This window comes from Falsiroseomonas bella, from assembly GCF_003173615.1.
Classification (GTDB): domain Bacteria; phylum Pseudomonadota; class Alphaproteobacteria; order Acetobacterales; family Acetobacteraceae; genus Falsiroseomonas; species Falsiroseomonas bella.
In genome coordinates this window covers 374531-398982 of sequence record NZ_QGNA01000003.1, presented here as the reverse complement: position 1 = coordinate 398982, position 24452 = coordinate 374531, and the positions used below count along the sequence as shown (strand labels likewise).

Annotated in this window: 24 protein-coding genes and 1 tRNA gene; 21 read left to right on the top strand and 4 right to left on the bottom strand. The window is 72.0% G+C overall.

Translation table 11 applies throughout. From position 1 onward, the window contains the following. The first annotated feature begins 104 nt into the window (after window positions 1-104). The 11 genes from rpiB (at window position 105) to DFH01_RS14415 (ending at window position 9577) form a co-directional block, all read left to right on the top strand. Window positions 105-563 carry a ribose 5-phosphate isomerase B gene (gene rpiB, locus DFH01_RS14465; protein WP_109871165.1) on the top strand — a complete coding sequence of 153 codons (459 nt, stop codon included), beginning with the start codon at window positions 105-107 and terminating at the stop codon, window positions 561-563. Beyond that, entirely contained in the window at window positions 560-1861 is a 1302-nt protein-coding gene (glyA, locus tag DFH01_RS14460) for a serine hydroxymethyltransferase (protein WP_109871164.1), read from the top strand. The genes rpiB and glyA overlap by 4 nt, the downstream gene beginning before the upstream one ends. A gap of 156 nt (window positions 1862-2017) precedes the next feature. Then, on the top strand, window positions 2018-2470 hold the full coding sequence (gene nrdR, locus DFH01_RS14455) for a transcriptional regulator NrdR (protein WP_109871163.1): 453 nt from the start codon (window positions 2018-2020) through the stop codon (window positions 2468-2470). Between the two features lie 347 nt (window positions 2471-2817). Further along, on the top strand, window positions 2818-3402 hold the full coding sequence (locus DFH01_RS14450) for a PEP-CTERM sorting domain-containing protein (RefSeq protein ID WP_109871162.1): 585 nt from the start codon (window positions 2818-2820) through the stop codon (window positions 3400-3402). A gap of 95 nt (window positions 3403-3497) precedes the next feature. Then, window positions 3498-4604: a bifunctional diaminohydroxyphosphoribosylaminopyrimidine deaminase/5-amino-6-(5-phosphoribosylamino)uracil reductase RibD gene (ribD, locus tag DFH01_RS14445; protein ID WP_442899703.1), complete on the top strand. Its 1107-nt coding sequence runs from the start codon at window positions 3498-3500 to the stop codon at window positions 4602-4604. Window positions 4605-4607: 3 nt separating this feature from the next. Next, a complete protein-coding gene (locus DFH01_RS14440) occupies window positions 4608-5219 on the top strand; it encodes a riboflavin synthase (RefSeq protein ID WP_109871160.1) in 612 nt (203 codons plus the stop codon). Beyond that, window positions 5216-6340: a 3,4-dihydroxy-2-butanone-4-phosphate synthase gene (gene ribB / locus DFH01_RS14435; RefSeq protein ID WP_109871159.1), complete on the top strand. Its 1125-nt coding sequence runs from the start codon at window positions 5216-5218 to the stop codon at window positions 6338-6340. Before DFH01_RS14440 ends, ribB begins: the two co-directional genes overlap by 4 nt. Continuing rightward, window positions 6337-6813, top strand: a complete 477-nt coding sequence (gene ribH, locus DFH01_RS14430; RefSeq protein ID WP_109871158.1) for a 6,7-dimethyl-8-ribityllumazine synthase — start codon at window positions 6337-6339, stop codon at window positions 6811-6813. Before ribB ends, ribH begins: the two co-directional genes overlap by 4 nt. Further along, the gene (nusB, locus tag DFH01_RS14425; protein ID WP_109871157.1) at window positions 6810-7304 is read left to right on the top strand and encodes a transcription antitermination factor NusB; all 495 of its coding nucleotides are present in this window, start codon (window positions 6810-6812) and stop codon (window positions 7302-7304) included. The genes ribH and nusB overlap by 4 nt, the downstream gene beginning before the upstream one ends. Window positions 7305-7412: 108 nt before the next feature. After that, window positions 7413-8375: a thiamine-phosphate kinase gene (gene thiL, locus DFH01_RS14420; RefSeq protein WP_109871156.1), complete on the top strand. Its 963-nt coding sequence runs from the start codon at window positions 7413-7415 to the stop codon at window positions 8373-8375. Next, complete coding sequence (locus DFH01_RS14415) at window positions 8372-9577, top strand: MFS transporter (RefSeq protein ID WP_233256114.1); 1206 nt, start codon at window positions 8372-8374, stop codon at window positions 9575-9577. The genes thiL and DFH01_RS14415 overlap by 4 nt, the downstream gene beginning before the upstream one ends. A 27-nt stretch (window positions 9578-9604) precedes the next feature. Here the strand turns inward: DFH01_RS14415 and DFH01_RS14410 are convergent, their stop codons facing one another. After that, window positions 9605-10063, bottom strand: coding sequence for an outer membrane protein assembly factor BamE (locus DFH01_RS14410; RefSeq protein ID WP_233256113.1), 459 nt, complete (start codon window positions 10061-10063; stop codon window positions 9605-9607). Window positions 10064-10276: 213 nt separating this feature from the next. Here DFH01_RS14410 and DFH01_RS14405 point away from each other — a divergent pair, with 213 nt between their 5' ends. The 10 genes from DFH01_RS14405 to DFH01_RS14360 all read left to right on the top strand — a co-directional run bounded on the left by DFH01_RS14405 (window position 10277) and on the right by DFH01_RS14360 (window position 20756). Further along, window positions 10277-10816, top strand: a complete 540-nt coding sequence (locus DFH01_RS14405) for a ubiquinol-cytochrome C chaperone family protein (protein ID WP_109871154.1) — start codon at window positions 10277-10279, stop codon at window positions 10814-10816. After that, the gene (locus DFH01_RS14400) at window positions 10813-11319 is read left to right on the top strand and encodes a YceD family protein (RefSeq protein ID WP_109871153.1); all 507 of its coding nucleotides are present in this window, start codon (window positions 10813-10815) and stop codon (window positions 11317-11319) included. The genes DFH01_RS14405 and DFH01_RS14400 overlap by 4 nt, the downstream gene beginning before the upstream one ends. A 106-nt stretch (window positions 11320-11425) precedes the next feature. Continuing rightward, window positions 11426-11626, top strand: coding sequence for a 50S ribosomal protein L32 (rpmF, locus tag DFH01_RS14395; RefSeq protein ID WP_109871152.1), 201 nt, complete (start codon window positions 11426-11428; stop codon window positions 11624-11626). Between the two features lie 50 nt (window positions 11627-11676). Further along, on the top strand, window positions 11677-12750 hold the full coding sequence (plsX, locus tag DFH01_RS14390) for a phosphate acyltransferase PlsX (protein WP_109871151.1): 1074 nt from the start codon (window positions 11677-11679) through the stop codon (window positions 12748-12750). A gap of 11 nt (window positions 12751-12761) precedes the next feature. Beyond that, window positions 12762-13742, top strand: coding sequence for a beta-ketoacyl-ACP synthase III (locus DFH01_RS14385; RefSeq protein WP_109871627.1), 981 nt, complete (start codon window positions 12762-12764; stop codon window positions 13740-13742). Between the two features lie 201 nt (window positions 13743-13943). Next, window positions 13944-14258 carry an integration host factor subunit alpha gene (locus tag DFH01_RS14380; protein WP_109871150.1) on the top strand — a complete coding sequence of 105 codons (315 nt, stop codon included), beginning with the start codon at window positions 13944-13946 and terminating at the stop codon, window positions 14256-14258. After that, the gene (locus tag DFH01_RS14375) at window positions 14245-14715 is read left to right on the top strand and encodes a MerR family transcriptional regulator (protein WP_442899702.1); all 471 of its coding nucleotides are present in this window, start codon (window positions 14245-14247) and stop codon (window positions 14713-14715) included. The genes DFH01_RS14380 and DFH01_RS14375 overlap by 14 nt, the downstream gene beginning before the upstream one ends. 58 nt (window positions 14716-14773) lie before the next feature. Further along, window positions 14774-14850: transfer RNA gene (locus tag DFH01_RS14370), tRNA-Pro, on the top strand. A gap of 315 nt (window positions 14851-15165) precedes the next feature. Beyond that, window positions 15166-20256 carry a PAS domain S-box protein gene (locus tag DFH01_RS14365; protein ID WP_146217062.1) on the top strand — a complete coding sequence of 1697 codons (5091 nt, stop codon included), beginning with the start codon at window positions 15166-15168 and terminating at the stop codon, window positions 20254-20256. A 62-nt stretch (window positions 20257-20318) separates the two neighbouring features. Further along, window positions 20319-20756, top strand: coding sequence for a hypothetical protein (locus tag DFH01_RS14360; protein ID WP_109871148.1), 438 nt, complete (start codon window positions 20319-20321; stop codon window positions 20754-20756). On the opposite strand, the gene DFH01_RS14355 is transcribed toward DFH01_RS14360, so the two are convergent. Genes DFH01_RS14355 through DFH01_RS14345 form a run of 3 tightly spaced genes read right to left on the bottom strand, consistent with a single transcriptional unit; the run spans window position 20722 to window position 24343 of the window. Continuing rightward, a complete protein-coding gene (locus tag DFH01_RS14355; protein WP_109871147.1) occupies window positions 20722-21321 on the bottom strand; it encodes a PqiC family protein in 600 nt (199 codons plus the stop codon). The two genes, DFH01_RS14360 and DFH01_RS14355, sit on opposite strands and share 35 nt — an antisense overlap. A 5-nt stretch (window positions 21322-21326) precedes the next feature. Continuing rightward, window positions 21327-23015 carry a PqiB family protein gene (locus DFH01_RS14350; RefSeq protein ID WP_109871146.1) on the bottom strand — a complete coding sequence of 563 codons (1689 nt, stop codon included), beginning with the start codon at window positions 23013-23015 and terminating at the stop codon, window positions 21327-21329. Next, window positions 23012-24343 (bottom strand): paraquat-inducible protein A, encoded by a 1332-nt coding sequence (locus tag DFH01_RS14345; protein ID WP_109871145.1) that lies wholly within the window; start codon window positions 24341-24343, stop codon window positions 23012-23014. The genes DFH01_RS14350 and DFH01_RS14345 overlap by 4 nt, the downstream gene beginning before the upstream one ends. Window positions 24344-24452: the final 109 nt, after the last annotated feature.

Sequence of the window (24452 nt, the reverse complement as noted above, 5' to 3'; positions counted from 1 at the left end):
TCCATCCGGGGCCGCGGCTGGCAAGCCATTCCCCCGTCGCGCCGCCGCGCAACAGCTTGTGGCAGTGGTTCCGGCCGGCCACCGGGCGTGGTAGTGCTAAGCCCATGACCCCCCAGGATGTCCCGGTCGCGCTCGGTTCGGACCATGCCGGCGTCGCGCTGAAGGCGACGCTGATCGAGGCGCTGCAGGCCGCCGGCCACCCGACCTTCGACATGGGCACGACCGGCACCGAGAGCGTGGACTACCCGGATTTCGCCGATGCGGTGGCGCAGGCGGTGATGGACGGGCGGGCACGCTTCGGCGTGCTGGTCTGCGGCACGGGCATCGGCATCTCGATGGCCGCGAACCGCCATGCCGGCATCCGCTGCGCCCTGGTGCATGACATGACGGTCGCCCGGCTTTCCCGCGAGCACAACGACGCCAATGTCATGGCGGTCGGCGCGCGGGTGACCGGGCCGGAGGTTGCGCTCGATGCGCTGCGCGCCTTCCTCGCCACCCCCTTCGCCGGCGGCCGCCATGAGCGCCGCGTGCGCAAACTCACGCCCGACTGGAGCCCGCGATGAACCAGCAGACCCCGGCGATGACCCCGGCGCGCTTCTTCCAGGCGGGCGTCGCGGAAAGCGATCCTGAACTCGCCCGCGCCATCGATCTCGAACTCGGCCGCCAGCAGGATGGGATCGAGCTGATCGCGTCCGAGAACATCGTCTCACGCGCCGTGCTGGACGCGCAGGGCAGCGTGCTGACGAACAAGTATGCGGAGGGCTATTCCGGCCGCCGCTACTATGGCGGCTGCGAGTTCGTGGACATCGCCGAGGACCTGGCGATTTCGCGGGTCACCAAGCTGTTCGGCTGCGGCTTCGCCAATGTCCAGCCGCATAGCGGCGCGCAGGCCAACCAGGCCGTGTTCCTCGCCCTGCTGCAGCCGGGCGATGCCTTTATGGGCCTCGATCTGGCGGCGGGTGGCCACCTGACGCATGGCTCGCCCGCCAACCTCTCGGGCAAGTGGTTCAAGCCGGTGCCGTACACGGTCCGGCGCGAGGACCAGCTGATCGACATGGCGGAGGTCCGGCGCATCGCGCTGGAATCGAAGCCGAAGCTGATCATCGCCGGCGGCAGCGCCTATGCCCGCACCTGGGATTTCGCCGCGTTCCGCCAGATCGCGGACGAGGTCGGCGCGTATTTCATGGTGGACATGGCGCATTTCGCCGGTCTGGTTGCGGGCGGCGCGCATCCCTCGCCCTTCCCGCATGCGCATGTGGTCACCACCACCACGCACAAGACGCTGCGCGGCCCGCGCGGCGGCCTGATCCTGACGAATGATGAGGCGCTGGCGAAGAAGTTCAACAGCGCGGTCTTCCCGGGGCTCCAAGGCGGCCCGCTGATGCATGTCATCGCGGCGAAGGCCGTGGCCTTCGGGGAGGCGCTGAAGCCCGAATTCCGCGCCTATGCCAGGCAGGTCGTCGCCAATGCCAAGGCGCTGGGCGAGGGCTTGAAGGCGCAGGGCCTCGACCTCGTCACCGGCGGGACGGACAACCACCTGGTGCTGGTGGACCTGCGGCCGAAGAAGCTGACGGGCAAGGTGGCGGAAGGCGGGCTGAACCGCGCGCACCTGACTTGCAACAAGAACGCCATCCCCTTCGACCCGGAGAAGCCGATGGTGACCAGCGGCATCCGCCTGGGCTCCCCCGCCGCCACCACCCGCGGCTTCGGCGAGGCCGAGTTCCGCGAGGTCGCGACCCTGATCGGCGAAGTCCTGGACGGCCTCGCCGCCGCCAATTCGCCCGAGGCGAATGCCGCGGTCGAGGAGCGCGTGAAGGGCCGCGTGCTGGAGCTCTGCCGGCGCTTCCCGATCTACGCCTGACGCATGGCGCCCTCGGTGCAACAGATGGACCACGCATCGAGGATCCGGCCGCACAGCGGCCGGCGCCGCCCACATGACAGTGCCGCCGGGTGCGACCGTTGCGCGGCGAAGGCAAGCGCGCCGATGCGCGCGCCCGCCGTCTGAGGGCACCATAGGATGCGCTGCCCCTTTTGCGGCAACGAGGACACGCAGGTGAAGGACAGCCGTCCCGCCGAGGACGGCGCCTCGATCCGCCGTCGCCGGTCCTGCCCCGCTTGCGGCAACCGCTTCACCACCTTCGAGCGGGTGCAACTGCGGGAGCTGGTGGTCATCAAGTCCGATGGCCGCCGCGTGCCCTTCGACCGCGACAAGCTGGCGCGCAGCGTGCGCATCGCGCTGCGCAAGCGCCCCTTCGACGAGGAGCGCATCGAGCGCATCGTCAACGGCATCCAGCGTCGGCTGGAGGTGGAAGCGGACAGCGAAGTGACCAGCCGCCGCATCGGCGACGTGGTGCTGGACACGCTGCGCGACGTGGACCAGGTGGCCTATGTCCGCTTCGCGTCGGTCTACAGGAATTTCCGCGAGGCCAAGGATTTCCAGGCTTTTCTCGGCCAGATGGACGGCAGCTGAGTCGAACTGGCGGCGGCGCACTCGACGAGCTTTACAACCCTGTTGACGCGCTCGCCGTTATGCATCGCCGCCGCCCTGGCTCGCGGCCGTCGACACAAAGGACTTACTTTCAACGGTTTAGTGCCGACGCCGCGACCCTCTGAGCCCTTCTGACGGCGTCGGCGTCCACTCGCGACGGATCGGCGACCGTCGGCAGAGTTTACAGGCCGACACGGCCGGGTCGCCAAAACGCAGCGCCGGTGCGGGTTCTCCAGTGTGGTGCCGATTTTGCTTGGAACGTTCCGGTTGCTCAAAGGGGGCGCCGCGACCACCATGCCTGCCCACGCCCGATCGGTCTGGAGACCACGATGCACGACGGAAAGCTTGCGCTTCTTCTCGCCACGAGTCTGGCTTTGGCGCCTCCCCTGCCGGCCGAGGCCGCGAGCCTGGTCGGCACGAGCGTTACAGCCACGGACACGTTCTGGACTGTTGGGCCGGCAGCAACAGCCGTGGTCGGCAACGGTATCGAGTTCACCCTCAGCTTATTTGGTGTAGATGGTTTCACGGTTGACGTGACGGCCGATGCCATCGTGATGACGGGGATCTACTCGCTTGCTGATCCCCACAACCTCACAAGCCCCTTTCTCCTGACGGTCGGGGACCTGAATTTCGGTCCTGGCCTCGTCATCACGGGGGTCAACTTCAGTACGAGCCAGACGATTGGCGGGCTGCTCGGATCGGACGGGCTGGTCGCGTCGGATGTGAGCTTCACCACCGACAGTGTATCGCTCAACTACAATTTCGTCTCGTGGCCCCGTGGAGCGAGCGTCACCTTGACCTTCGATCTCGGCCCAGCGGCGACGGTGCCAGAGCCGGCGTCGCTGATGCTGCTGGGCTTCGGTCTTGCAGGCCTCGCCGCCACCCGCCGCCGGAGCCATCCCGCCGGCGCATGACGCCCCGGGCGCCCGTGCGGGCGCCCGGCCCTTCCGCCTCCGGGCAGGCTGCGCCAAGTAACAGCGATGTGCCCCCGCGACGCCGCCTGACCTCCGTGCCCGACCCTGCCGACCTTGCCCATATGCAGGCCGCGCTGGCGCTGGCGCGGCGTGGGCTCGGCAATACCTGGCCCAATCCGGCGGTCGGCTGCGTCATCGTCCGCGACGGCGCGGTGGTCGGCCGCGGCTGGACCCAGCCCGGCGGGCGCCCGCATGCCGAGACGGAGGCGCTGCGCAGGGCAGGGGACCTCGCCCGCGGTGCCACCGCCTATGTGACGCTGGAACCCTGTTCCCATCACGGCCGCACGCCGCCCTGCTGCAATGCGCTGATCGGCGCCGGCGTCGCGCGCGTCATCGCCGCCATGCGCGATCCCGACCCGCGGGTGGATGGCCGCGGCTTCGCCATGCTGCGCGCGGCCGGCATCGTCGTGGAGGAAGGGCTGCTGGAAGCCGAGGCGCAGGCGATCAATGCCGGCTTCTCGCGCCGTATCCGCGCGGGCCGCCCCGTGGTGACGCTGAAGCTCGCCACCACCCTCGACGGCCGCATCGCCACCCATGCGGGCGAAAGCCAATGGATCACCGGCCCCGAGGCGCGGCGGGAGGCGCACGCCATGCGCGCGCGGCATGATGCGATCCTGGTCGGCTCCGGCACGGCGGTGGCGGACGACCCCGACCTCACCTGCCGACTGCCCGGCGCGGCGCCCACCCGCTCGCTGCGGGTGATCGCCGATGCGCGGCTGCGCACCCCGCCCGGCGCACGCGTGTTCGCCACCGCCCGGCAGCATCCGACCCTGCTGGTGACCGTGCCGGGCCACAAGCCGGCCGCCCTCGCGCCCTATCTGGAAGCCGGTGCCGAGGTGGCGACCGTCGCCCGTGGGCCGGAGGGGCTGAGCCTCACGGCGCTGCTCGGCGCGCTGGCGCAGCGCGGCGTGACGCGGGTGCTGGCCGAGGGCGGCGCCGGCATCGCCGCTGCCCTGCTGCGGGAGGGGCTTGTGGACCGGCTCGCCTGGTTCCATGCCCCGGGCGTCATGGGCGGGGACGGGCTGCCGGCGGCCTACCGCCTGCCGGTTGAGGTCCTGGCCGCCATGCCCAGATTCCGCCGCGTCGCCGCCCGTCCGCTCGGGCCCGACTGGCTCACCGAATTCGAACCGCGCGAGGCCTGACCGATGTTCACCGGGATCGTCACCGACCTCGGCACCGTGCGCGAGATCCTGCCCATCGGCGGAAGGCACGACCACCGCATGGTCATCGGCACTTCGCCGGGCTTCCTGGCCGCGCCGGTGCAGGCGGTGATCGGCGCCTCCATCGCCTGCTCCGGCGTCTGCCTGACGGTGGTGGAGCTTGGCGGCGACTGGTTTGCGGTGGAAGCCTCGGCCGAGACGCTGTCCAAGACCACGCTCGGCGAGTGGAAGCGCGGCATGCGGGTGAACCTGGAACGCGCACTGCGGCTGGGCGACGAGCTTGGCGGGCATCTGGTCGCGGGCCATGTGGACGGCACGGGCGAGGTGGTCTCCGCCACGCCGGAGAACGCCTCCGTCCGCTGGCGCTTCCGCGCGCCGCGCGAGCTTGCGCCCTTCATCGCGCCGAAGGGCTCGATCGCGGTGGATGGCGTCTCGTTGACGGTGAACGAGGTGGCGGGCGACGAATTCGGGGTGAACATCATCCCCCACACCGCCGCGGTCACCACCTTCGGCACGCTGCAGCCGGGCAGCCGGGTCAATCTCGAGATCGACATGATGGCGCGCTACGTGGCGCGCCTGCGGGAGTACCAGCGGTGAAGGTCGAGACGACGCAGACCAGCTTCGCCGAATTCCTCAGCCCCGCCGAGGAGCTGCTGGAGGAAGCCCGGCGCGGCCGCATGTTCATCCTGGTGGATGACGAGGACCGCGAGAACGAGGGCGACCTCGTCATCCCCGCGCAATTCGCCACGCCCGACGCCATCAACTTCATGGCCCGCCACGCCCGCGGCCTGATCTGCCTGGCGATGACGCGCGCGCGGGTGGAGCAGCTTGGCCTGCCGCTGATGGCGCAGTCCAACGGCACGCGCCACCAGACCGCCTTCACCGTCTCCATCGAGGCGCGCGACGGCGTTACCACCGGCATCTCGGCCGCCGACCGCGCGCGCACCATCGCGGTGGCGATCAACCCGGAGCTGGGGCGCGAGCACATCGTCACGCCGGGCCATGTCTTCCCCCTCGTCGCGCGCGACGGCGGCGTGCTGGTGCGTGCGGGCCACACCGAGGCCGCGGTGGATTTCGCGCGCATGGCCGGGCTCAACCCCGCCGGCGTGATCTGCGAGATCATGAACGACGACGGCACCATGGCGCGCATGCCGGACCTCGTCGCCTTCGCGCAGCATCACGGCCTCAAGCTTGGCACCATCGCGGACCTGATCGCGCATCGCCGCCGCACCGAACGCCTGGTGCGCCGCGTGGAGGAAGGCTCCATGGAGGGCGTCGGCGGCACTTGGCGTGTGGTGGTCTATGCCTCCACCCTCGACCATGGCGAGCATCTGGCGCTGGTGAAGGGCGACCTCTCGCGGCCCGGGCCGGCGCTGGTGCGGATGCACGCGGCCTCCATGCTGCAGGACCTCGTTGCGGGGCGCGTCGAGCATGAGCTGCACCGCGCGATGCGCCTGATCGAGGCGGAGGGCAGGGGCGTCGTCGTGCTGCTGCGCGACTGGCGGCCCGACGGGCTCTCCCAGGCGATCCGCGCCGGGCGCGAGCGGCGGGCCACGGCGCCCGAACTGCGCGACTACGGCATCGGCGCGCAGATCCTCGCCGATCTGGGCTTGCGCGACATCATCCGCCTGTCCGACAACCCCCGCCCTGTGGTCGGCCTGGAAGGCTATGGGCTGACGGTGGTCGAGAGCCGGCCGATCCTGAAGGATTCCGCGTGAGTACGAAGGACTCTCCCGAACGCGCCCGGGCGGCGCTCGACGGCCCCGCGCCGCGGGTGCTGGTGATCCTGGCGCCCTACTATGCCGATGTCGTGGGCGGCATGGTCCGGGGCGCGCGCGGCGTGCTGGCCGAGGTCGGCGCGACCATCGACGTCGCCGATGTCGCCGGCGCCTATGAGCTGCCCGCGGCCTTGCGCATGGCGCTGCGCCGGGGTGGCTGGGACGGCTTCCTGCTGCTCGGCTGCGTCGTGCGCGGCGAGACCGATCACTACACCTTCATCTGCGAGGCGGTCTGCCAGGGCGTGATGGACCTCTCGGTCGAGACCGGCGCGCCGCTCGGCTTCGGGCTGCTGACGGTGGACACGATCGAGCAGGCGGTCGCGCGCTCCCGCGACGACCGCATGAACAAGGGCGCCGAGGCGGCGCATGCGCTGGTGCAGCAGATCGCGCTGGCGCGGCGGTTCGCGTCATGAGCGGCAAGGCGCAGATCCAGCGCGGGCGCCCGCGCACCGGTGCGCGAGTCGCCGCCGTGCAGGCGCTGTTCCAGTCGGAGCAGGCCGGCGAAAGCCCGGAGACGGTGATCGAGCAGTTCGTCCGCCACCGCCTCGGTCCCAACGAGGCCGAGGAAAGCTTCGGCGAGGGCCGCGTGCCGGAGGCCGATGTGCGCCTCTTCGCGAAGCTCGTCCGCGCCGCGGCGAGCAACATCGAGCCGATCGACGGCGCGCTCGCCGAGGTGCTGGCGAAGGACTGGCCGCTCGAGAAGCTCGATCCCGTGCTGCGCGCCCTGCTGCGCGCCGCCGGCGCCGAGCTGATGCAGAAGAACGACCCGCCGATGCGCGTGGTGATCAACGAGTATCTCGACATCGCGCACGGCTTCTTCGCCGGCGACGAGCCGAAATTCGCCAATGGCGTGCTGGAGGCGCTGGCGCGGAAGTTCCGGGCGGATGAGTTCGCGCGGGGGTAGGGGATCAGCCCCCACCCCGACCCTCCCCCGCACTGCGGGAGAGGGAGAAGAAGCCCTCCCCCGCAGTGCGGGGGAGGGTTGGGTGGGGGCGGCGCTGCCTTCCCCAACATGACGCTTCCCCCCGAATTCGCCCTGATCGCCCGCCATTTCCGCCCGCTCGCCGGCGCCGGCGCGCTCGATCTTTCCGATGACGCCGCACTGCTCGATCCCCCCGCCGGCCGCCAGCTTGTCCTCGCCGCCGACGCCATGGTCGCCGGCGTGCATTTCCTGCCGGACGACCCGCCGGACACGATCGGCCGCAAGCTGCTGCGGGTGAACCTGTCGGACCTCGCCGCCATGGGCGCGGCGCCGCTCGGCTACCTGATGACCTGCGCCTTCCCGCAGGGGACCGACGATGCCTGGATCGCGCAATTCGTCGCGGGCCTCGCGGCGGACCAGGCGGAATTCGGGCTGACGGTGCTGGGCGGCGACACCGTCGGCACGCCCGGCCCGGCGACCTTCTCGCTGACCATCCTCGGCACGGTCGAGCCCGGCCGCGCGCTGCGTCGCGCCGGCGCGCGGCCCGGCGACGAGGTCTGGGTCTCCGGCACCATCGGCGACGGGGCGCTCGGCCTGCTGTCGCTGACCGGCCGCCTGCCGCCCGACCCGCACCTCGCCGCGCGCTACCGCGTGCCGGCGCCGCGGCTGGCGCTCGGCCAGGCGCTGTCCGGCGTCGCGCGCGCCGCGATGGATGTCTCGGACGGGCTGGTGCAGGACCTCGGCCATCTCGCCCGCGCGGCCGGCTGCGGGGCGGTGATCGAGGCGCCGTCGGTCCCTCTCTCTGAACCCGCCAGCGCCGCGCTGGCGGCCGATCCGGCGCTGCTGCCGCGGATCCTCTCCGGTGGCGACGACTATGAGCTGCTCTTCGCGGCCGATCCGGCCGATGCCGGTCGGGTGCTCGCGGCCGCGAAGGCGGCGCAGACCCCCGTGGCGCGCATCGGTCGCTTCCTGGACGGGGAGGGCGTGGTCGTGCTGGATGCGCAAGGGGCCGCCATCCCGCTGCCCCGCGGCGGATGGAGCCACTTCGCGTGAGCATCGCAGGAACCGGGCCGCAGGCCCTCGCCGCCGAGAAGCGGATGAAGCTCGACGTCCTGCTGCTGTTCTTCTGCCAGGCCTCGATGAACGCCTCCATCGTCGGCCAGGTCGCGATGAGCGCGCTGATCGGCTACAGCCTGGCCGAAGACAAGTCGCTCGCGACGCTGCCTTTCGCGCTGCAGATGGTCGCGACAATGGCCGCTTCGATTCCGGCCGGCGTGATCTTCGCGAAGCTCGGGCGCCGGGCCGGGTTCACGCTGGGCGCCTTCGCCGCGCTGACCGGCACGCTGATCTTCGCCGCCGGCATCTGGATGCATGATTTCTGGCTCTACGTGGCCGGCGGGCTGCCGGCCGGCATCGGCTTCGGCATTGCCCAGCACTACCGCTTCGCCGCCGCCGAGGTCGCCTCGCCCGCCTATCGTCCGCGCGCCATCGCGCTGGTAATGGCCGGCGGCGTTCTGGCGGCGATCTTCGGGCCGGAGATGGTGAAGCACAGCAAGGACATGGTGGAGCCCTTCCTGTTCCTGGGCACCTACCTGATCTTCGCAGGCCTGCCGCTGGTCTGCCTGGTGCTGCTGCATTTCGTGCGCCTGCCGCCCGCGCCGGCGCCGCAGGCGAGCCCGACCCCGGTGTGGGAGATCGTCCGCCGACCCGCCTTCCTCACCGCCGCCGCGGCCGGCGCGATCGGCTACGGCGCGATGAACCTGGTGATGACCTCGACCCCGCTCGAGATGATGGCCTGCGGCTTCGCGGTGACCGCGAGCGCGACCGTGATCCAGGCGCATGCGGTCGCGATGTTCGCGCCCGGCTTCTTCACCGGCCGGCTGATCGGGCGCTACGGCGCCCGGCGCATCATCGCGGCCGGCGCCGCGCTCAACATCGCCTGCATCGCGGTGGCGGTGATGGGGCTCAGCTTCGGGCACTTCACCGTGGCGCTGGTGCTGCTCGGCCTGGGGTGGAACTTCATGTTCACCGGCGCCACCGCGCTGCTCGGCGAAAGCCACACGCCGGCGGAGCGGGTGCGGGCGCAGGCGGCGAATGATTTCATCGTCTTCGGCACTGTCGCCTGCACCGCGCTGGCCTCGGGCGCGGTGCATGCCGGGTACGGCTGGAACGTGCTGAACCTGGCGCTGCTGCCGGCCCTTCTCTTCGCGGCGGTGATGGTGCTGCGCAGCCGGCCGGCGCCGCGCCTCGCGTAGCGCCCGGCGTGCGCGTCGGGCCTTGGCCTACTGGCCGCTGCCCGGGCTCGCGGCGCCAGGACCACGCTGCGGCTGCTGGCTTCCGGGCACGCCGACGCGCCCGATATTGCCGAAGAGCTGCTGCAGCACGCTGCGCTCCGTGCCCGGCGAGGGCGTGACGCGCGACACCATCTGGATCTCGCGGCCGTCCTCCATCCCGAGGCGGCGGACCTCCTGCACGGTGCCGCCCGGATCGAAGCGCACCACCAGGACATTCTGCTCGATCACGCCCAGGTTGCGCGCCGGCCGCTGATGGGTGATGCCGCTGATGTAATACCACTCGCTCGGGTCGAAGGTGCCGCTGGCGGAGGGCGAGCCGAGCAGCGCCTCGACATCGTCGCGGGAGGAGACGCCCGGCGTGATCTGGCCGACCTGCTCCTCGGTCACGGCATGGCCGCGGAACTGCCGCGGCGATTCGAAGAGCCCGGCGCCCGGCACGCCCGGCACCGCCGCGGTGGGAAGGTACGAGCACCCGCCCAGTGTCAGCGCGGCGGCAGCCAGGAGAGCCCGGCGGCACGGAAAGCGGGAGGGGCGCCCGGTCGGGGCTCCGAACGGCACGTTGACCATCCTGCGTTGGCGCTCCATCTGGGCCGCATGCCATCGCGCCGTCCGCCGGTCAATCCGCGCGGCTGCGGGGGCCACGCTCACGGAGTTCGTCGCATGGGCCTGCTCGGCCTCTTCACCCGCAAGCCGCATGAGAGAGCGGGCTTCGCGCTCTATGGCGCGGCCGTGGGGGCGGCGCGCCAGCCGGTCTTCTTCGCGGAGCTCGGCGTGCCCGACACGCTGGATGGCCGCTTCGACCTGGTGGCGCTGCACACCGGCCTGCTGGTGTGCCGCATTGCGCGCGACCCGGACCCGCGCGCCAAGGACCTGGCGCAGGCCGTGTTCGATGCGATGTTCGCCGACATGGACGTGAACCTGCGGGAGATGGGGGTCGGCGACCTGGCCGTCGGCAAGCGCGTGAAGCGCATGTGGGAGGCCTTTCACGGCCGCGCCCAGGCCTATGAGGCGGCGCTGCGGACCGGCGACGAGGCCGGGCTGGCGGGGGCGCTGGCCCGCAACGTCTGGCGCGGGGAGCCGCCGGAGGGCTCGGCGCCGCGGCTCGCCGCCATCGCGGTGGCAGCCGATGCCGCGCTCGACCGCGTGCCCTTCGCCGAGCTCGTGGCGGGCCGCGTGGACTTTCCCCCGGTGCCCGCATGACCGCCCCCGAGTTTTCCCGCCTCGTCCGCCTGGTGCCGGAGCGGCGCGAGGTGGAGCTGGTGGCCGACGAGGCGGAGCGGGCCGCACTCGCCCGGCGCTTCGGCATCCTCGGCATCGGCGCCGTCTCGGCCCGGTTGCGGCTGGAGCCGGAGCCGGGCGGCACCATGCGTGCGCGCGGCCGGCTGGAGGCGGAGGTGGAGCAGGCCTGCGTCGTCACGCTGGAGCCGGTCGCGCAGCGCGTCTCGGCGCCGGTGGACCTGCGCATCCTGCCCGAAGGCCAGGAACCCGCCGACGACGACCCGGACAGCCCCGACGAGATCGAGAGCGAGGGCGGCCAGGTGGATCTCGGGGAGGCGGTGGCCGAGCAGCTGGCGCTGGCGCTCGATCCCTATCCGCGTGCCGAGGGCGCGGTGCTTCCCGTGCTCGACGAGGAGCCGCCGCCCGAGGAAGCGCCGGCCCGGCCGAACCCCTTCGCGAAGCTTGCAAAGTTGCGCGAACAATGATCTTTGCCGGGCCGCATCGGGTTGCCGCTTGCGGCCCTGGGGGGGCGGTGCTAATGCGCGCGGCTCACCCGATCTTGCAGTCCGTTGACGAGAAAGGCTCGGCGCCATGGCCGTCCCGAAGAAGAAGGTTTCGCCGTCCCGCCGTGGGATGCGCCGCAGCCATCACGCCCTCAGCGCCTCGGCGCATCATGAGTGCTCGAACTGCGGCGAGCTCAAGCGCCCGCACCATGTCTGCTCCCATTGCGGCCATTACGATGGGCGCGAGGTGGTCTCCGCCGAGAAGGCCAGCGGCACCGTCCGTCTCTGAGCCGGGCATGACGGGCGCCGCACCGATGTGGCGGGGCCGGCAGGGGGGTCATGACGGTGCCTGACGACGCGGGACCGCCAGCCTCTCCGGCCTTTTCCCTGGCGGTGGACGCCATGGGTGGCGACCATGCGCCCGATGTCGTGCTCGACGGGCTCGAACTGGCGGCGGAGCGCCATCCCCATGCGCGCTTCCTGCTGGTGGGCGACGAGGCGCGGCTCGGGGCGCTGCTCGCGAGGCGCAAGCGCGCCGCCAAGGCCTGCAGCGTGCGCCATGCGCCGGAAGCCATCTCCGGCGACATGAAGCCGACCGCGGCGCTGCGCGTCCGCGGTTCCTCCATGCGCGTGGCGATCGACGCCGTCGCCGCCGGCGAGGCGGCGGGCATCGTCTCCGCCGGCAACACCGGGGCGCTGATGGCGCTGGCCAAGATCGTGGTGAAGACGCTGCCGGAGATCGACCGGCCGGCGCTCGCCGCGATCGGGCCCTCGGCGCGCGGCGACGTGGTGATGCTCGACCTCGGCGCGAATGTTCAGTGCGACGCGCGCAACCTGGTGGAATTCGCCGTGATGGGCGACGCCTTCGCGCGCTCCGTGCTCGGCCTCACCAAGCCCACCATCGGCCTGCTGAATGTCGGCTCCGAGGAGCTGAAGGGCGACGAGCGGGTGCGGCAGGCCGCGGACACGCTGCGCGATTCCCTGTTCGGCGAGAATTTCCGCGGCTTCGTCGAAGGGCACGACATCGCCGCCGGCACGGTGGACGTGATCGTCACGGACGGCTTCACCGGCAATGTCGCGCTGAAGACCGGGGAGGGCGCGCTGAAGCTGATGCGCGACCTGCTGCGACAGGTCTTCACCAGTTCGATCCCCGCCCGCGTCGGCTACCTGCTGGCGCGGCCGGCGCTGGATCGGCTGCGCGAATGGATGGACCCGCGACGCTACAACGGCGCCGTGCTGATCGGGCTCAATGGCGTCGTGGTGAAGAGCCATGGCGGCACCGATGCGCTGGGCTTCGCCCATGCGGTGGACGTCGCGATGGACATGGTGACGCACCGCTTCAACGAGCGGATCCGCGAGGGGCTCGTTCGGCTGTCCCAGGCCGCGCCCCGGCTCACCGACGCGCCGGGCTGAAGGAGGCGAAGATTCCCGCGTTGCGCGCCCTGGTCGCGGGCACCGGCGGCTATCTGCCGGAACGTTCCCTGACGAATGACGAACTCGCGGCCTGGAAGGGCCTCGAGACATCCGATGCGTGGATCCGCGAGCGCACCGGCATCCGCTGCCGCCATGTCGCGGCGGAGGGCGAGACCGCCTCCGACCTCGGCCTTCGCGCCGCCCTTGCCGCGCTGGCGCAGGCCGGCGCCGCCGTGGAGGAGGTGGACGCGATCCTGGTGGCGACCTCGACGCCGGATTCCGCCTTCCCTTCCACCGCCGCGCGCATCCAGGGCAAGCTCGGCGTGACGCGGGGCTTCGCCTTCGACCTCGCGGCCGCCTGCACCGGCTTCATCTACGCCCTCGGCGTCGCTGACGCGCTGATCCGGGCCGGCCAGGCGCGCGGCGTGCTGGTGATCGGGACCGAGGTCTATTCGCGCATCCTGGACTGGACCGACCGCGGCACCTGCGTGCTGTTCGGCGACGGCGCCGGCGCGGTGTTCCTGCGCGGCGTGGCCGCCGAGGAGACTGGCGGGCGCGGCCTGCTTTCCACCCACATGCATGCCGATGGCCGCTTCGGCGACATCCTGGTGGTGGATGGCGGGGCGGGCTCCACCGGCGGCACGGGCGTGGTGCGGATGGCCGGGCGCGAGGTGTTCAAGCACGCCGTGACCAAGCTCGCCGCCGCCGTGGACGAGGCGCTGGCCGCCAACGGCCTCGGCCATGCCGACGTCGCCTGGCTGGTGCCGCACCAGGCCAACCTCCGCATCATCGAGGCGATGGGCAAGAAGCTGCACCTGCCGCTGGAGCGCGTGGTGGTCACGGTGGACCGCCATGCGAACACCTCGGCCGCCTCGATCCCGCTGGCGCTGGCCGAGGCGACGCGGGACGGGCGGATCCGGCGCGGCGATCTCGTGCTGATGGAGGCCATCGGCGGCGGCCTCACCTGGGGCGCGACGCTCGCGCGGTTCTGATCGCCCGCCGCGACAAAACCCTTGTTCCAGAAGCGCTTGCGGCGCTTTTCTCATTTGTGGACGAAAGCGTGCGGAAGGCGATACGAACCGCACGGTTGACGGCTGGCGCGGAGATCGCTTTTGTAACCGATTGAAGGACTTGCGGCGACGCGCTGCGGTCGTGTCAACCGCTGGGACGGTGCGCTCCATGAGGGCTCTGCGATGAAGACCATCACGCGCGCGAACCTTGCGGAGGCGATCTATGCGCAGGTCGGCCTCTCGCGCAACGAGAGCGCGGCCCTGCTCGAGACCGTGCTGGAGCGCATGTCGGCGGCGCTGGCGTCGGGCGAATCCGTGAAGATCTCCGCCTTCGGCTCCTTCATCGTGCGCCAGAAGGGCAAGCGCGTCGGCCGCAACCCGAAGACGGGCGTGGAGGTGCCGATCCTGCCGCGCAAAGTGCTGTCCTTCCGGCCGTCGCAGGTGCTGAAGGCGCGGCTAAACCCGGGCCAGAGCTTCGGCCCGGATGACGATGCCTGATCGCATGGCGATGACCGAGGACACCGAGGCGGAGGAGGCGGAAGGCGCGCGGCCGCGGCCGCGCAAGGCGCCCACCGCCTTCCGCACCATCAGCGAGGTGGCGGACGATCTTCAGATCCCGCAGCATGTGCTGCGCTTCTGGGAGACGAAGTTCCCCGCCCTGAAGCCGCTGAAGCGCGGCGGCGGGCGCCGCTACTACCGGCCCGAGGACATCGCGCTGCTGCGGCGCATCGCCGACCTGCTCTACACCCAGGGCTACACGATCAAGGGCGTGCAGCGCCTGCTGCGCGAAGGCGGGCTGGAGGGCGAGGCGGCGCCGGAGCTGCCGCTCGGCCATCCCGACCGCGACGAGGCCGAGCAGGACGAGGCGGACACCGCCACGCTCGCCCTGCGGGAGGCGCTGGCCACGCTCGAGAAGCTGGCCGAGGAACTGCGGATGCTCGCCGCGCGCCGCTGAAGCGGCGGTGGCGGAGGGTTGGCGGCGCCGGGCGCAGGGTGCTATGCCCCCGCCCAGTCGGAGCGTAGCGCAGCCTGGTAGCGCATCAGTCTGGGGGACTGGGGGTCGTGGGTTCAAATCCCGCCGCTCCGACCATTGCCGCAAGTCCCCTCATGTCGCGCTGAGCATATCCGGCTGATCACGTCGTGATCCCATGCGCCGCGCGATCTGCGTTGGGCATTTCATTTCGCCTGCCTTGCCGAATCGGCTTCACATGGCTGCGAGGCGGCGTCCCAACTCCCTGAGTTCGTGACAAACTCCCATTGCTGCGGTGCCAGCGCGCCGCGGCGGGGAGGCCAGTGATGCCCACGCGCAGACCACCTCTTCCCTGGCGCAGGTCGGTCCGCGGAGCGCGCGGCGGCACCTCGCCGGGCAGGCCGCTGCAGCTTCATGGATGAGCAACTCGGCACGGTGACCGACGTCGATGAGCTGCGGGAGGAGGTGGAGCGGCTGCGCCGCGAGCTGGCCGCCGCCCGCCGCATGGCCCTGCGCAGCACGGAGGCAGAGGCCGCCGCCGCGGAGCGCGGGGAGGCCGAGCGGGCCGGCAGCGCCGTCCGCACCGCCGCGGCGGAAATGGATGCGCGGGCCGCCTGGGAACGGGCGGCGGAACTCGGCATCTCCCTGGGGCGCCGGATCGCCGAGGGCCAGGCGCGGCTGATCGCCGCGCAGAGCGCCTCCACGGCGCTGGAACACGCCAATGCCGCGCTCTCGGAAGGGCAGGTCACCCTCGCCCTGCGCGAGGCCGATCTCCGTTCCGTCATCGAGAGCGCAATAGACTGCGCGATCGTCACCACGGACCGGCAGGGCCTGGTCCTGGCCTGGAATCCCGGCGCCCGCCGGCTGCTGGGGTGGGACGAGAATGCCGTGCTGGGTAGCAGCCTGGCGGAGGCCGTGGCGCCGGAAGGGCAGGCGGGCGGCGTGCTGGACGCCGACGTCGCGGCCGCGCTGGCCGGTGAACGCCTCTCCCGCGAGGGTTGGCTCCGGCGCCAGGATGGCGGCGTCGTCTGGGCTGGCATCGAGGCCATGGCGCTCCGGGCGGACAACGAGGATCAGCCGTTCGGCGTGCTCTGGATGCTGCGCGACCGCAGCCTGGAGCGGGCCGCGGCGGCGGCCCTGCGCGATAGCGAGGAGCACCACCGACTGCTGGTGGGCAGCATTGCGCAGGCGGTCTGGGAGACCGATGCCGAGGGCCGCGTCGTCGCCGACAGCCCCAGCTGGCGTGCCTATACCGGGCAGGGTGTGGAGGCCTGGCTGGCGCAGGGCTTCGTGGAGGCCATCCATCCGGACGACCGGGACGCAGCCGGGCAGGCCTTCCATGCCGCGATCGCCGGGCGCCGGCCCCTGGATGCCGAGTTCCGCATCCGGCACGCGGCAAGCGGCGAGTGGCGCTGGACCAACGCCCGCGCCGCGCCGGTGACAGGCCCGGACGGCACAACCCTCAAATGGATGGGCATGAACATCGACATCTCGGCCCGGAAGGCGGCCGAGGCGGAGGCGCGCGCGCAGGAGGCGAAGTACCGCACGCTCTTCGACTCGATGTACGAGGGCTTCTGCATCATCGAGATGCTGTTCGACGCGGCGGGCCGGCCCGAGGATTACCGCTTCCTCGAGGCCAACGGCGCCTTCGAGCGGCACACCGGCCTGCAGGACGCCATGGGGCGCCGCATCCGCGAACTGGTGCCGGGCCATGACGCCCACTGGTTCGAGATCTACGGCCGCATCGCACTGACCGGCGTGCCGGAGCGCTTCGAGAACCGCGCCGAGGCGCTCGGGCGCTACTACGACGTCCATGCCTTCCGCCTCGGCGGGCCCGGCTCTCGCCGCGTCGCCGTGCTGTTCAACGACATCACGGACCGCAAGCGCGCCAAGGATGGGCTGCGCGAAAGCGGGGAGCGGCTGCGCGGCGTGCTGGACGGGATGACGGAAGGGTTCGGCCTGCTCTCGCCCGACTTCACCATCCTGGAGCACAACCGCGAGGCGCTTCGCATGGATGGGCGCCCGCGCGAGGAGATCGTCGGGCGCTCGCACTGGGAGGCCTATCCCGGCACGAAGGGCAGCGAGCTCGGCCGGCTGCTCGAGCATGCCATGGGGGCGCGGGTGCCGGTGTCGCTGGAGCATTGCTACAGTTTCGAGAACGGGCAGGCTCGGTGGCTCGACATGCGCGCCTATCCGACGCCCGACGGGGCGCTGGCGGTGTTCTGGCGCGACGTGACGGACCGCAAGACGGCCGAGGCGGCGCTGCAGGAGCAGGAGCGGCAATACCGCACGCTCTTCGAATCGATGGACGAAGCCTATGCGGTGGTGGAGGTCCTCCGCGACGAGGCGGGCGGCTGGCGCGACTTCCGCTTCGTCGAGGTGAACCAGGCCTTCATGGTGCACACCTCCATGCCCTACCCGGTCGGCCGGACTGCGACCGAACTGCTCGGCACGCCGAACCCGCGCTGGGCGCAGATGTACGGAGAGGCGCTCGACACCGGGAAGCCGATCCGGGTCCAGGAAGCCGAGCCAGTCCTCGACCGCGTCTTCGACCTCAACATCTTCAGCCTCGACCGCCCCCGGAACCGCGTGGCGGTGCTGTTCACCGACATCACCCACCGAGTACGCGCCGAGGACGCGCTGCGCGCCAGCGAGGCGCGCTTCCGCGCCCTGGCGACGGCGGGGAGCTACCTGGCCTACCGCATGAGCCCGGACTGGCGGCTGCTGTACCAGCTCGACGGCCGGAACGTCCTCACCGGCACGGCGGAGCCGATCGCGGACTGGCTGGCGCGCTACATCCTGCCCGAGGACCGGTTGGTGTTGCAGGACGCGATCGCGGCCGCGATCCGCGACCGCGCGCTGTTCGAACTGGAGCATCGCGTCCGCCGTGCCGACGGCAGCACCGGCTGGGTGCTCTCGCGCGCCGTGCCGATCCTCGACGCGGCGGGCGAGGTTATCGAATGGTTCGGTGCCGCAAGCGACGTGACGGCGCGCCGCGGGGCGGAAGAGGCGCTGCGCGCGAGCGAGGAACGCCAGGCCTATCTGCTCGGCTTCAGCGACGCGCTGCGGCCTCTCAGCGACCCGGTGGCGATCCTGGAGGAAGCCACCCGCCTGCTCCGGCGCCGCCTCGCCGCCGACCGCGCCCTCTACGCCGAGTTCATCCATGACAACGGCCAGGACTACGTGGTCGTCGAGCGCGAGCACCGCGCGCCGGGCACCACGAGCTTCGTCGGCCGGCACGAGGCCGCGGCGTTCGGGCCCGACATGGAAGCGCTTCGCGCGGGCCGCGCCATCGTCATCCGCGACATCGAGGCGGAGCAGGCGCCCGAGGCATGGCGCGCGGTCTGGCGGGGGCTCGGCGTCCGGGCGCGGCTCGCCGTGCCGCTGATCAAGGACGGGTGCCTGGTGGCCGGCCTCGGCGTGCATGCCGCGGCGCCGCGCGACTGGACCGATGAGGAGGTTGCGCTCGTCGTCGAGACCGGCGAGCGCACCTGGGCTGCGGTCGAGCGCGCCCGCGCCGCGGCCGCGCTACGCGAGAGCGAGGAACGGTTCCGCGGCTTCGCGGAGAACTCGGCCGACGTCCTCTGGATCGCCGATGCGCAGGGGCTGCGGCTGCAATACCTCTCGCCGGCCTACGATGCCGTCTTCGGCGCTTCGCGCGACGATGCGCTGGCCGACATGGACGCGATGCGTGCGCTGGTGCATCCAGAGGACCGCGCCACCGTCGCCACTGCGATGCCGCGCACGCTGGCCGGCGAGACCGTCCGTATCGCATACCGTGTCATACGGCCCGCCGATGGCCGCATCGTGCATCTGCTGGACACCGGCTTCCCCGTGCGCGGGCCGGACGGCGCCATCCGCCAGGTGGCCGGCATCGTCCAGGACGTGACGGAGGAGCGGCGGATGGCGCGCGAGCTCGCGGGGCGCGAGCGGCATCTCCGTGCGCTGGTGGAAGGCGTGCCGCACCTGCTCTGGCGCGCCGCGGCGCAGGGAAGGTGGCAGTGGGCCAGCCCGCAATGGACCGCCTTCACCGGCCTCTCCGACGCGCAGAGCGAGGGCCATGGCTGGCTGGCCGCGGTGCATCCGGAGGATCGCGACCGCATCCTCGACGCCTGGCGGGCGGTTGGCGAAGGGGGCACCTTCGCCGCCGATTTCCGCCTCCGCTTCGCGGCCGATGGCACCTGGCGCTGGTTCCGCAGCCGCGGCATCCCGCTGCGCGAAGACGACGCGGCCGAGGCCGGCCCCTCCGAATGGCTCGGCACCTCGACCGACGTGGACGACCAGATCCGCGCGCGGGAGGCGCTCGAACGCGGCAGGGACGAGCTGGAGGAGCGGGTCAGGGCACGGACGGTCGAGCTGATGGCGGCGGAGGAGACGCTGCGCCAGGCGCAGAAGCTGGAAGCCGTGGGCCAGCTCACCGGCGGCATCGCGCATGACTTCAACAACATGCTGCAGGGCGTCGCCGGCGCTCTCGACATGGCGCGGCGGCGGATGGAAGGCAGCCGGTTGCAGGAGGCCGGCCGCTACATCGAGGCCGCCCGCGACGCGACCGGCCGCGCCGCCGGCCTCACCCGCCGGCTGCTCGCCTTCGCGCGGCGCCAGCAGCTGGAACCGCGCCAGCTCGATGCCGATGGGCTTGTGCGGGGCATGGCGGAGATGCTCCGCCGCACCCTCGGGCCGGCGATCGCGCTGGAGCTCGACCTCTGCGACGACCGCGGCGTGGTGACCTGCGACGCGAGCGAGCTGGAGAGCGCGCTGCTGAACCTGTGCATCAATGCGCGGGATGCGATGGCGGAGGGCGGGGGGCTGGTGATCGCCACGCGCGCCCGGCGGCTGACCGCCGCCGAACTCTCCTCGGACGCCGAGCCGGGCGAGTTCCTGGAACTCTCGGTCGCCGACACCGGCACCGGCATGTCGCCCGAGGTGAGGGAGCACGTGCTGGAGCCCTTCTTCACGACGAAGCCGCTGGGGCAGGGCACCGGGCTCGGGCTGAGCCAGGTCTATGGCTTCGTGCGGCAATCGGGCGGCACGCTCAGGATCGAGAGCGCGCCGGGCCAGGGCACGACGGTGCGCCTCTGGCTGCCCTTGACCGGCCGCCGCCCGGAGGCTCAGGGGCGCGCGGAGGAGACGACCGGCCAGAACCCCCAGGAGGGCGGCAATGCCACCCTGCTGCTGGTGGATGACGAGACCGGCGTGCGCGCCCCCGCGGCGGAACGCCTCCGCGACCTCGGCTACCGCGTCGTGGAGGCGCCGGACGGGCCGAGCGCGCTGCGGCTGCTCGACGAGGGGCTGGCGCCGCACCTGCTCATCACCGATGTCGGCCTGCCCGGCGGCATGGACGGCGTGCGCCTGGCGGAAGCGGTGCTCGAGCGCCGGCCGGGACTGCCAATCCTGTTCACCACCGGCTACGCCGCGGTCGCGCTGCCCGCGGGCGCCGCGGTGATCGCCAAGCCCTATCCGCTGGACACCCTGGCGCTGCGGGTGCGCAACGGCCTGGCCGCGGCGTCACGCGCCGGAATCGGATAGGGTTTCACCTGCCCTTGCCCGGCCGCCCTGCCTAAGACCGGCGGGCAAGGGGAGGGCCGGGGATGCCCTGGGAGCTGGACTGGCTGCTCGGTATGGCGCTGACCGTCGCGACCGTCATCATGCACGTCCTCGGCCTCGGGGTGATCCACCGCATCTTCATCTGGCTGGGGGTGGCGCTGCGCGGCGACGTGCGGCGCAACGCCGTGCGGTTCGGCTTCATCCTGTCGCCGGTCGTCACGGCCACCTTCGCGCTGCATGCGCTGGAGGTCCTCGGCTGGGCGGCGGCCTATCTGCACATCGGCGCGACGGAGAGCTGGCGAAGCGCGGTGATCTACTCGATGGGCGCCTTCTCCACCTATGGCCACGCCGCCGTCTATCTCGCGCCGGAGTGGCAGCTGCTCGGCGCGATCCAGGCGCTGAACGGGATGCTGATCTTCGGCCTCTCGATCGCCTTCCTTGCCGCCGTCATCCGGCAGATCTGGGCCTCGGCGCCGTTCTGACCGCGAGGCTTGCCGCCAGGGAATCGGCAAGCGCGCCGAGCGCGGCGCTCGCGGCGGCGACGAAGGCGGCGGTGTCCGCCCCGGCCACGGGCGCGGTGAGCGTCTCGGTGCGCGCCAGGTCGCGGCGCGACGCGTCGCGATGCACGATGGCGAGCTGGGCGGTCAGCCCCAGCGTCGCCGGCGCGACCAGGCCGAGGCGCTGCAGGTTGACCTCCACCACCGCATCGGCGGGGGAGGAGATGGCGCCGCCGGTCGCAACCACGCTGGAGCCCGGCAGGCGCTGCGCCAGGTTTTCCACCAGCACGCGGGTCAGCATCGCGTCGAGCGATTCGCCCCACCAGTCGTTGCCGGAGACATCGAGCCGGTATTCGGCGGCGGAGCGGACGATCTGCGTGCGGTCGAGATAGCGCGCGAGCGAGACCTCCCGCACCGAGACGCTGCGCGGGCCGCCGGTCAGCGGCGTGCCCGGCACCGGCAGCATCGTGTAGAGGGCGGGCTCGGGCGAGCGGCAGGCGGCAAGGGCGGCGAGCGCGCCGAGCGCGGCGTGGCGGCGGCGGAACGGCATCGGGGTCAGGGTCCCTGCGTGGCCCGGCCGCGGATCAGCGCCTCCGGGTTGCGGTTGAGCTGGTCCGAGAGGCTGCGCAGCGACCGCGCCGCGACCGTGATCTGCTCCAGCATCCGGTCGAGGTCGCGGCGGAACTGCGATTCGTCGCCATAGCCGCGATTGACCGAGAGCATCAGCCGGTTCGCCTGCGTCGCCGCGCCGTTCAGGCTGGCGACGAGCTGCGGCAGCGTGCGCAGGGCAGGGGCGGCGGCGGCGTCGATCCGGCGCAGCGTCTCCTCGGCCGTGGCCAGCGTGCCCTGGAGGGAGGCGAGCGCGGCCTGCAGTTCGGGCCCGCGCACCAGCGCATTCATGCCGGCGATCGTCTCGTTGAGGTTGTCGCCGATCTGCTGCAGCGGCAGGCCTTCGATGCGCGCGATCACCTGGTTCACGCCGTCGAGGATGGAGGCGAACTGGCCGGGCGCGCTCGGCATGACGATGACGCCGTCCAGCATCTGCACCTCTGCCGGTGGCGCGTTGGCGACGATCTCCATCGAGATCAGCTGCTGGCCGGTGAGGAGGTTCGCGCTGGCCAGTCGCGCGCGCATGCCCTGGCGCACCAGCATCTGCGCGTTCTCGAGCGGGCCTCGGCCTTCCGCCGTGTCGGACCCCGCGATGCGCTCGGGCTCGATCTCGTAGCGCACGGGAATGCGCAGGCTGTTGGTGGCGGGGTCGTAGACCAGCTCGTAGCCGGTGACCTCGCCGATGCGCACGCCCTGGAACTGCACCGGCGCGCCGGGAGCGAGGCCGCTGACCGAATCCGTGAAGTAGGACACCATCGGGATGCGCCGCTGGCTTGCGGCGGTGCGCGCGGCATCCTGGGTGGCATAGAGCGGGAAGACCTGCGTGGCCGCGACATCGGCGCCGTGCCGCGCATGCTCCGGCGTCTCGAAGGCGATGCCGCCGAGCACGAGGGCGCGCAGCGATTCCAGCTGCAGCTGCACGCCCTCCGCGCCGAGCTTCAGCGTGATGCCGGAGGCATTCCAGAAGCGCGAACCCTCCCGCACGTAGCGGTCGAAGGGCGCGCGGATGAAGGCGTGGATCGTGACATGCTCGGCCATGTCCGCCAGGTCCCAGCCGAGCACCTGCCCGACCGTGAGATCGCGGAAGAACACCGGCGAGCCGAGGCTGATCGAGCCCAGCCGGTCGGCGCGGAGCAGCACCGTGCGGCCGGGGGAATCGGTGTCGAGCAGCGGCGGATCCTCGAGACCGGCGAAGTCGCGCGCGGGATCCCCCCCCGTCGTGCCGGGCGCAAGCTGGATGTAGGAGCCGGACAGCAGCGTGCTGAGGCCCGATATGCTGCCGGCGAAGAGCCGCGGCTTCACCACCCAGAACCGCGCGTCGCGGGTCAGCAGCGGCGCCGCCTCCCGGTTCATGCGGATGGTGACTTCCACACGCTGGCGATCCTCCGACAGGGCGATGCCCTGCACGGTGCCGACCGGCACGTCGAGCAGGCGCACCTGCGACTGGCCGACCGTCAGCCCCTCCGCGCTGCGGAAGGTGACGGTGATGCTGGGGCCGCGGCGGGCGAATTCGTGCCAGACGAGGTAGCCGGCGATCAGCACCGTCACGATCGGGATCGCCCAGATCGGCGACAGGCGGCTGCTGCGCCCGGTGCGCGCGCGGACGACCGCTTCGGGATGCGGGCTGTCGTTCATCGGTGCGCGTCCGCTTCGGGCCGGTCGGGGTTCTCGCCGGCGGCGTCCCACATCAGCCGCGGGTCGAAGCTCTCCGCGGCGATCATCGTCAGGATCACCACGGCGCAGAAGGCGACCCCGCCATAGCCGGGCTGGATGCTCACCACCGCGCCGAACCGCACCAGGGCCACCAGGATCGTCACCATGAAGATGTCGATCATGGACCAGCGGCCGATCGCATGCACCGCGAAATACAGGCGGGTGCGGTCGCGCAGCCGCCCCCGCCAGCCGGCCTGGGTGGAGCCGAGCAGCAGGCCGAGCCCGAGCACCTTGAGCAGCGGCACGGCGACGGAGGCGAAGAACACCAGCAGCGCGAGCGGCAGCAGGCCGGCGTCCAGCAGCTCCACCACGCCGCCCAGGATGGTGCTGGGCTGGCCGGAGCCGAGCTGGATGAAGGCCAGCACCGGGAAGTAGTTGGCGGGGATGTAGAGGATGGCCGCCGCGATCAGCAGCGCCCAGGCGCGCGCGACGGCGTTCGGCTTGCGCGCATGCAGCCGGCTGCCGCAGCGCGGGCAATGCGCGTCATGCTCGTGCGGCAGGCCGACCAGCCCGCAGGTGTGGCAGGAGACGGCGCCGTGCTCGGGGCGCAGCAGGATGCCGGCGGCGTGGTCGATCTCGCCATGCGGCACGCCGCGGCGCTCCATCTCCTCCCAGACCGCCTGGCGGTCCAGCACGGCCTCCGCGGCGATCATGGTCAGCATCAGGATGAACAACGCATAGAGCGCGACGCCGAGCTCGATATGCACGAGGTCCACGAGCTTCGTGTAGGCGACGGCGACGCCGAGCAGGAACACCTCGATCATGGACCAGGGCCTGAGGTGCTCGACCAGCGCGAAGACGCGGCGGATGTGGCGCGGCGGGCGGTCGAGGCGCAGCCCCGCCAGGACGTAGACCATGGCGAACAGCTTCAGCACCGGCGCGACGACGGTGGTGAACAGCACCACGATCGTCAGTTCCCACAGCCCTGCGCGGCCCATGTCCACCGGCCCGGTGAACAGCGACGCGTCGCGGACCATGCCGGCGGTGCTGACCGTCATGAGCGTCATCACCCAGGCGATGGCGAAGATCGAGAGCGCCGCGATATTGAGCGCCAGCGCGCGGCCGATCGGATCCACCACGGCGCGGCGCAGCCGGCTGCCGCATCGCAGGCAGCTCGCGGTCTGCCCGGGCAGCAGCGAGGGCAGCGTCTGGAAGCGCCCGCAACTGGCGCATTCGCAGAGCCGCGCGGGGGTGCGCCAGGCCTCCGCCTCCGCGGCGGGATGCGCGGGGGGGGAGTCAGCGATCAGCATGGGGGCGTGGGGCGGGCCGGGCAGGCTCCGTGCCGGATGGGCGATCGCTGGAATGGCACGCGGCCGGACCTCCTTCGCGGGCCGCTGCCGCCCCTTGCGACGCCACGGG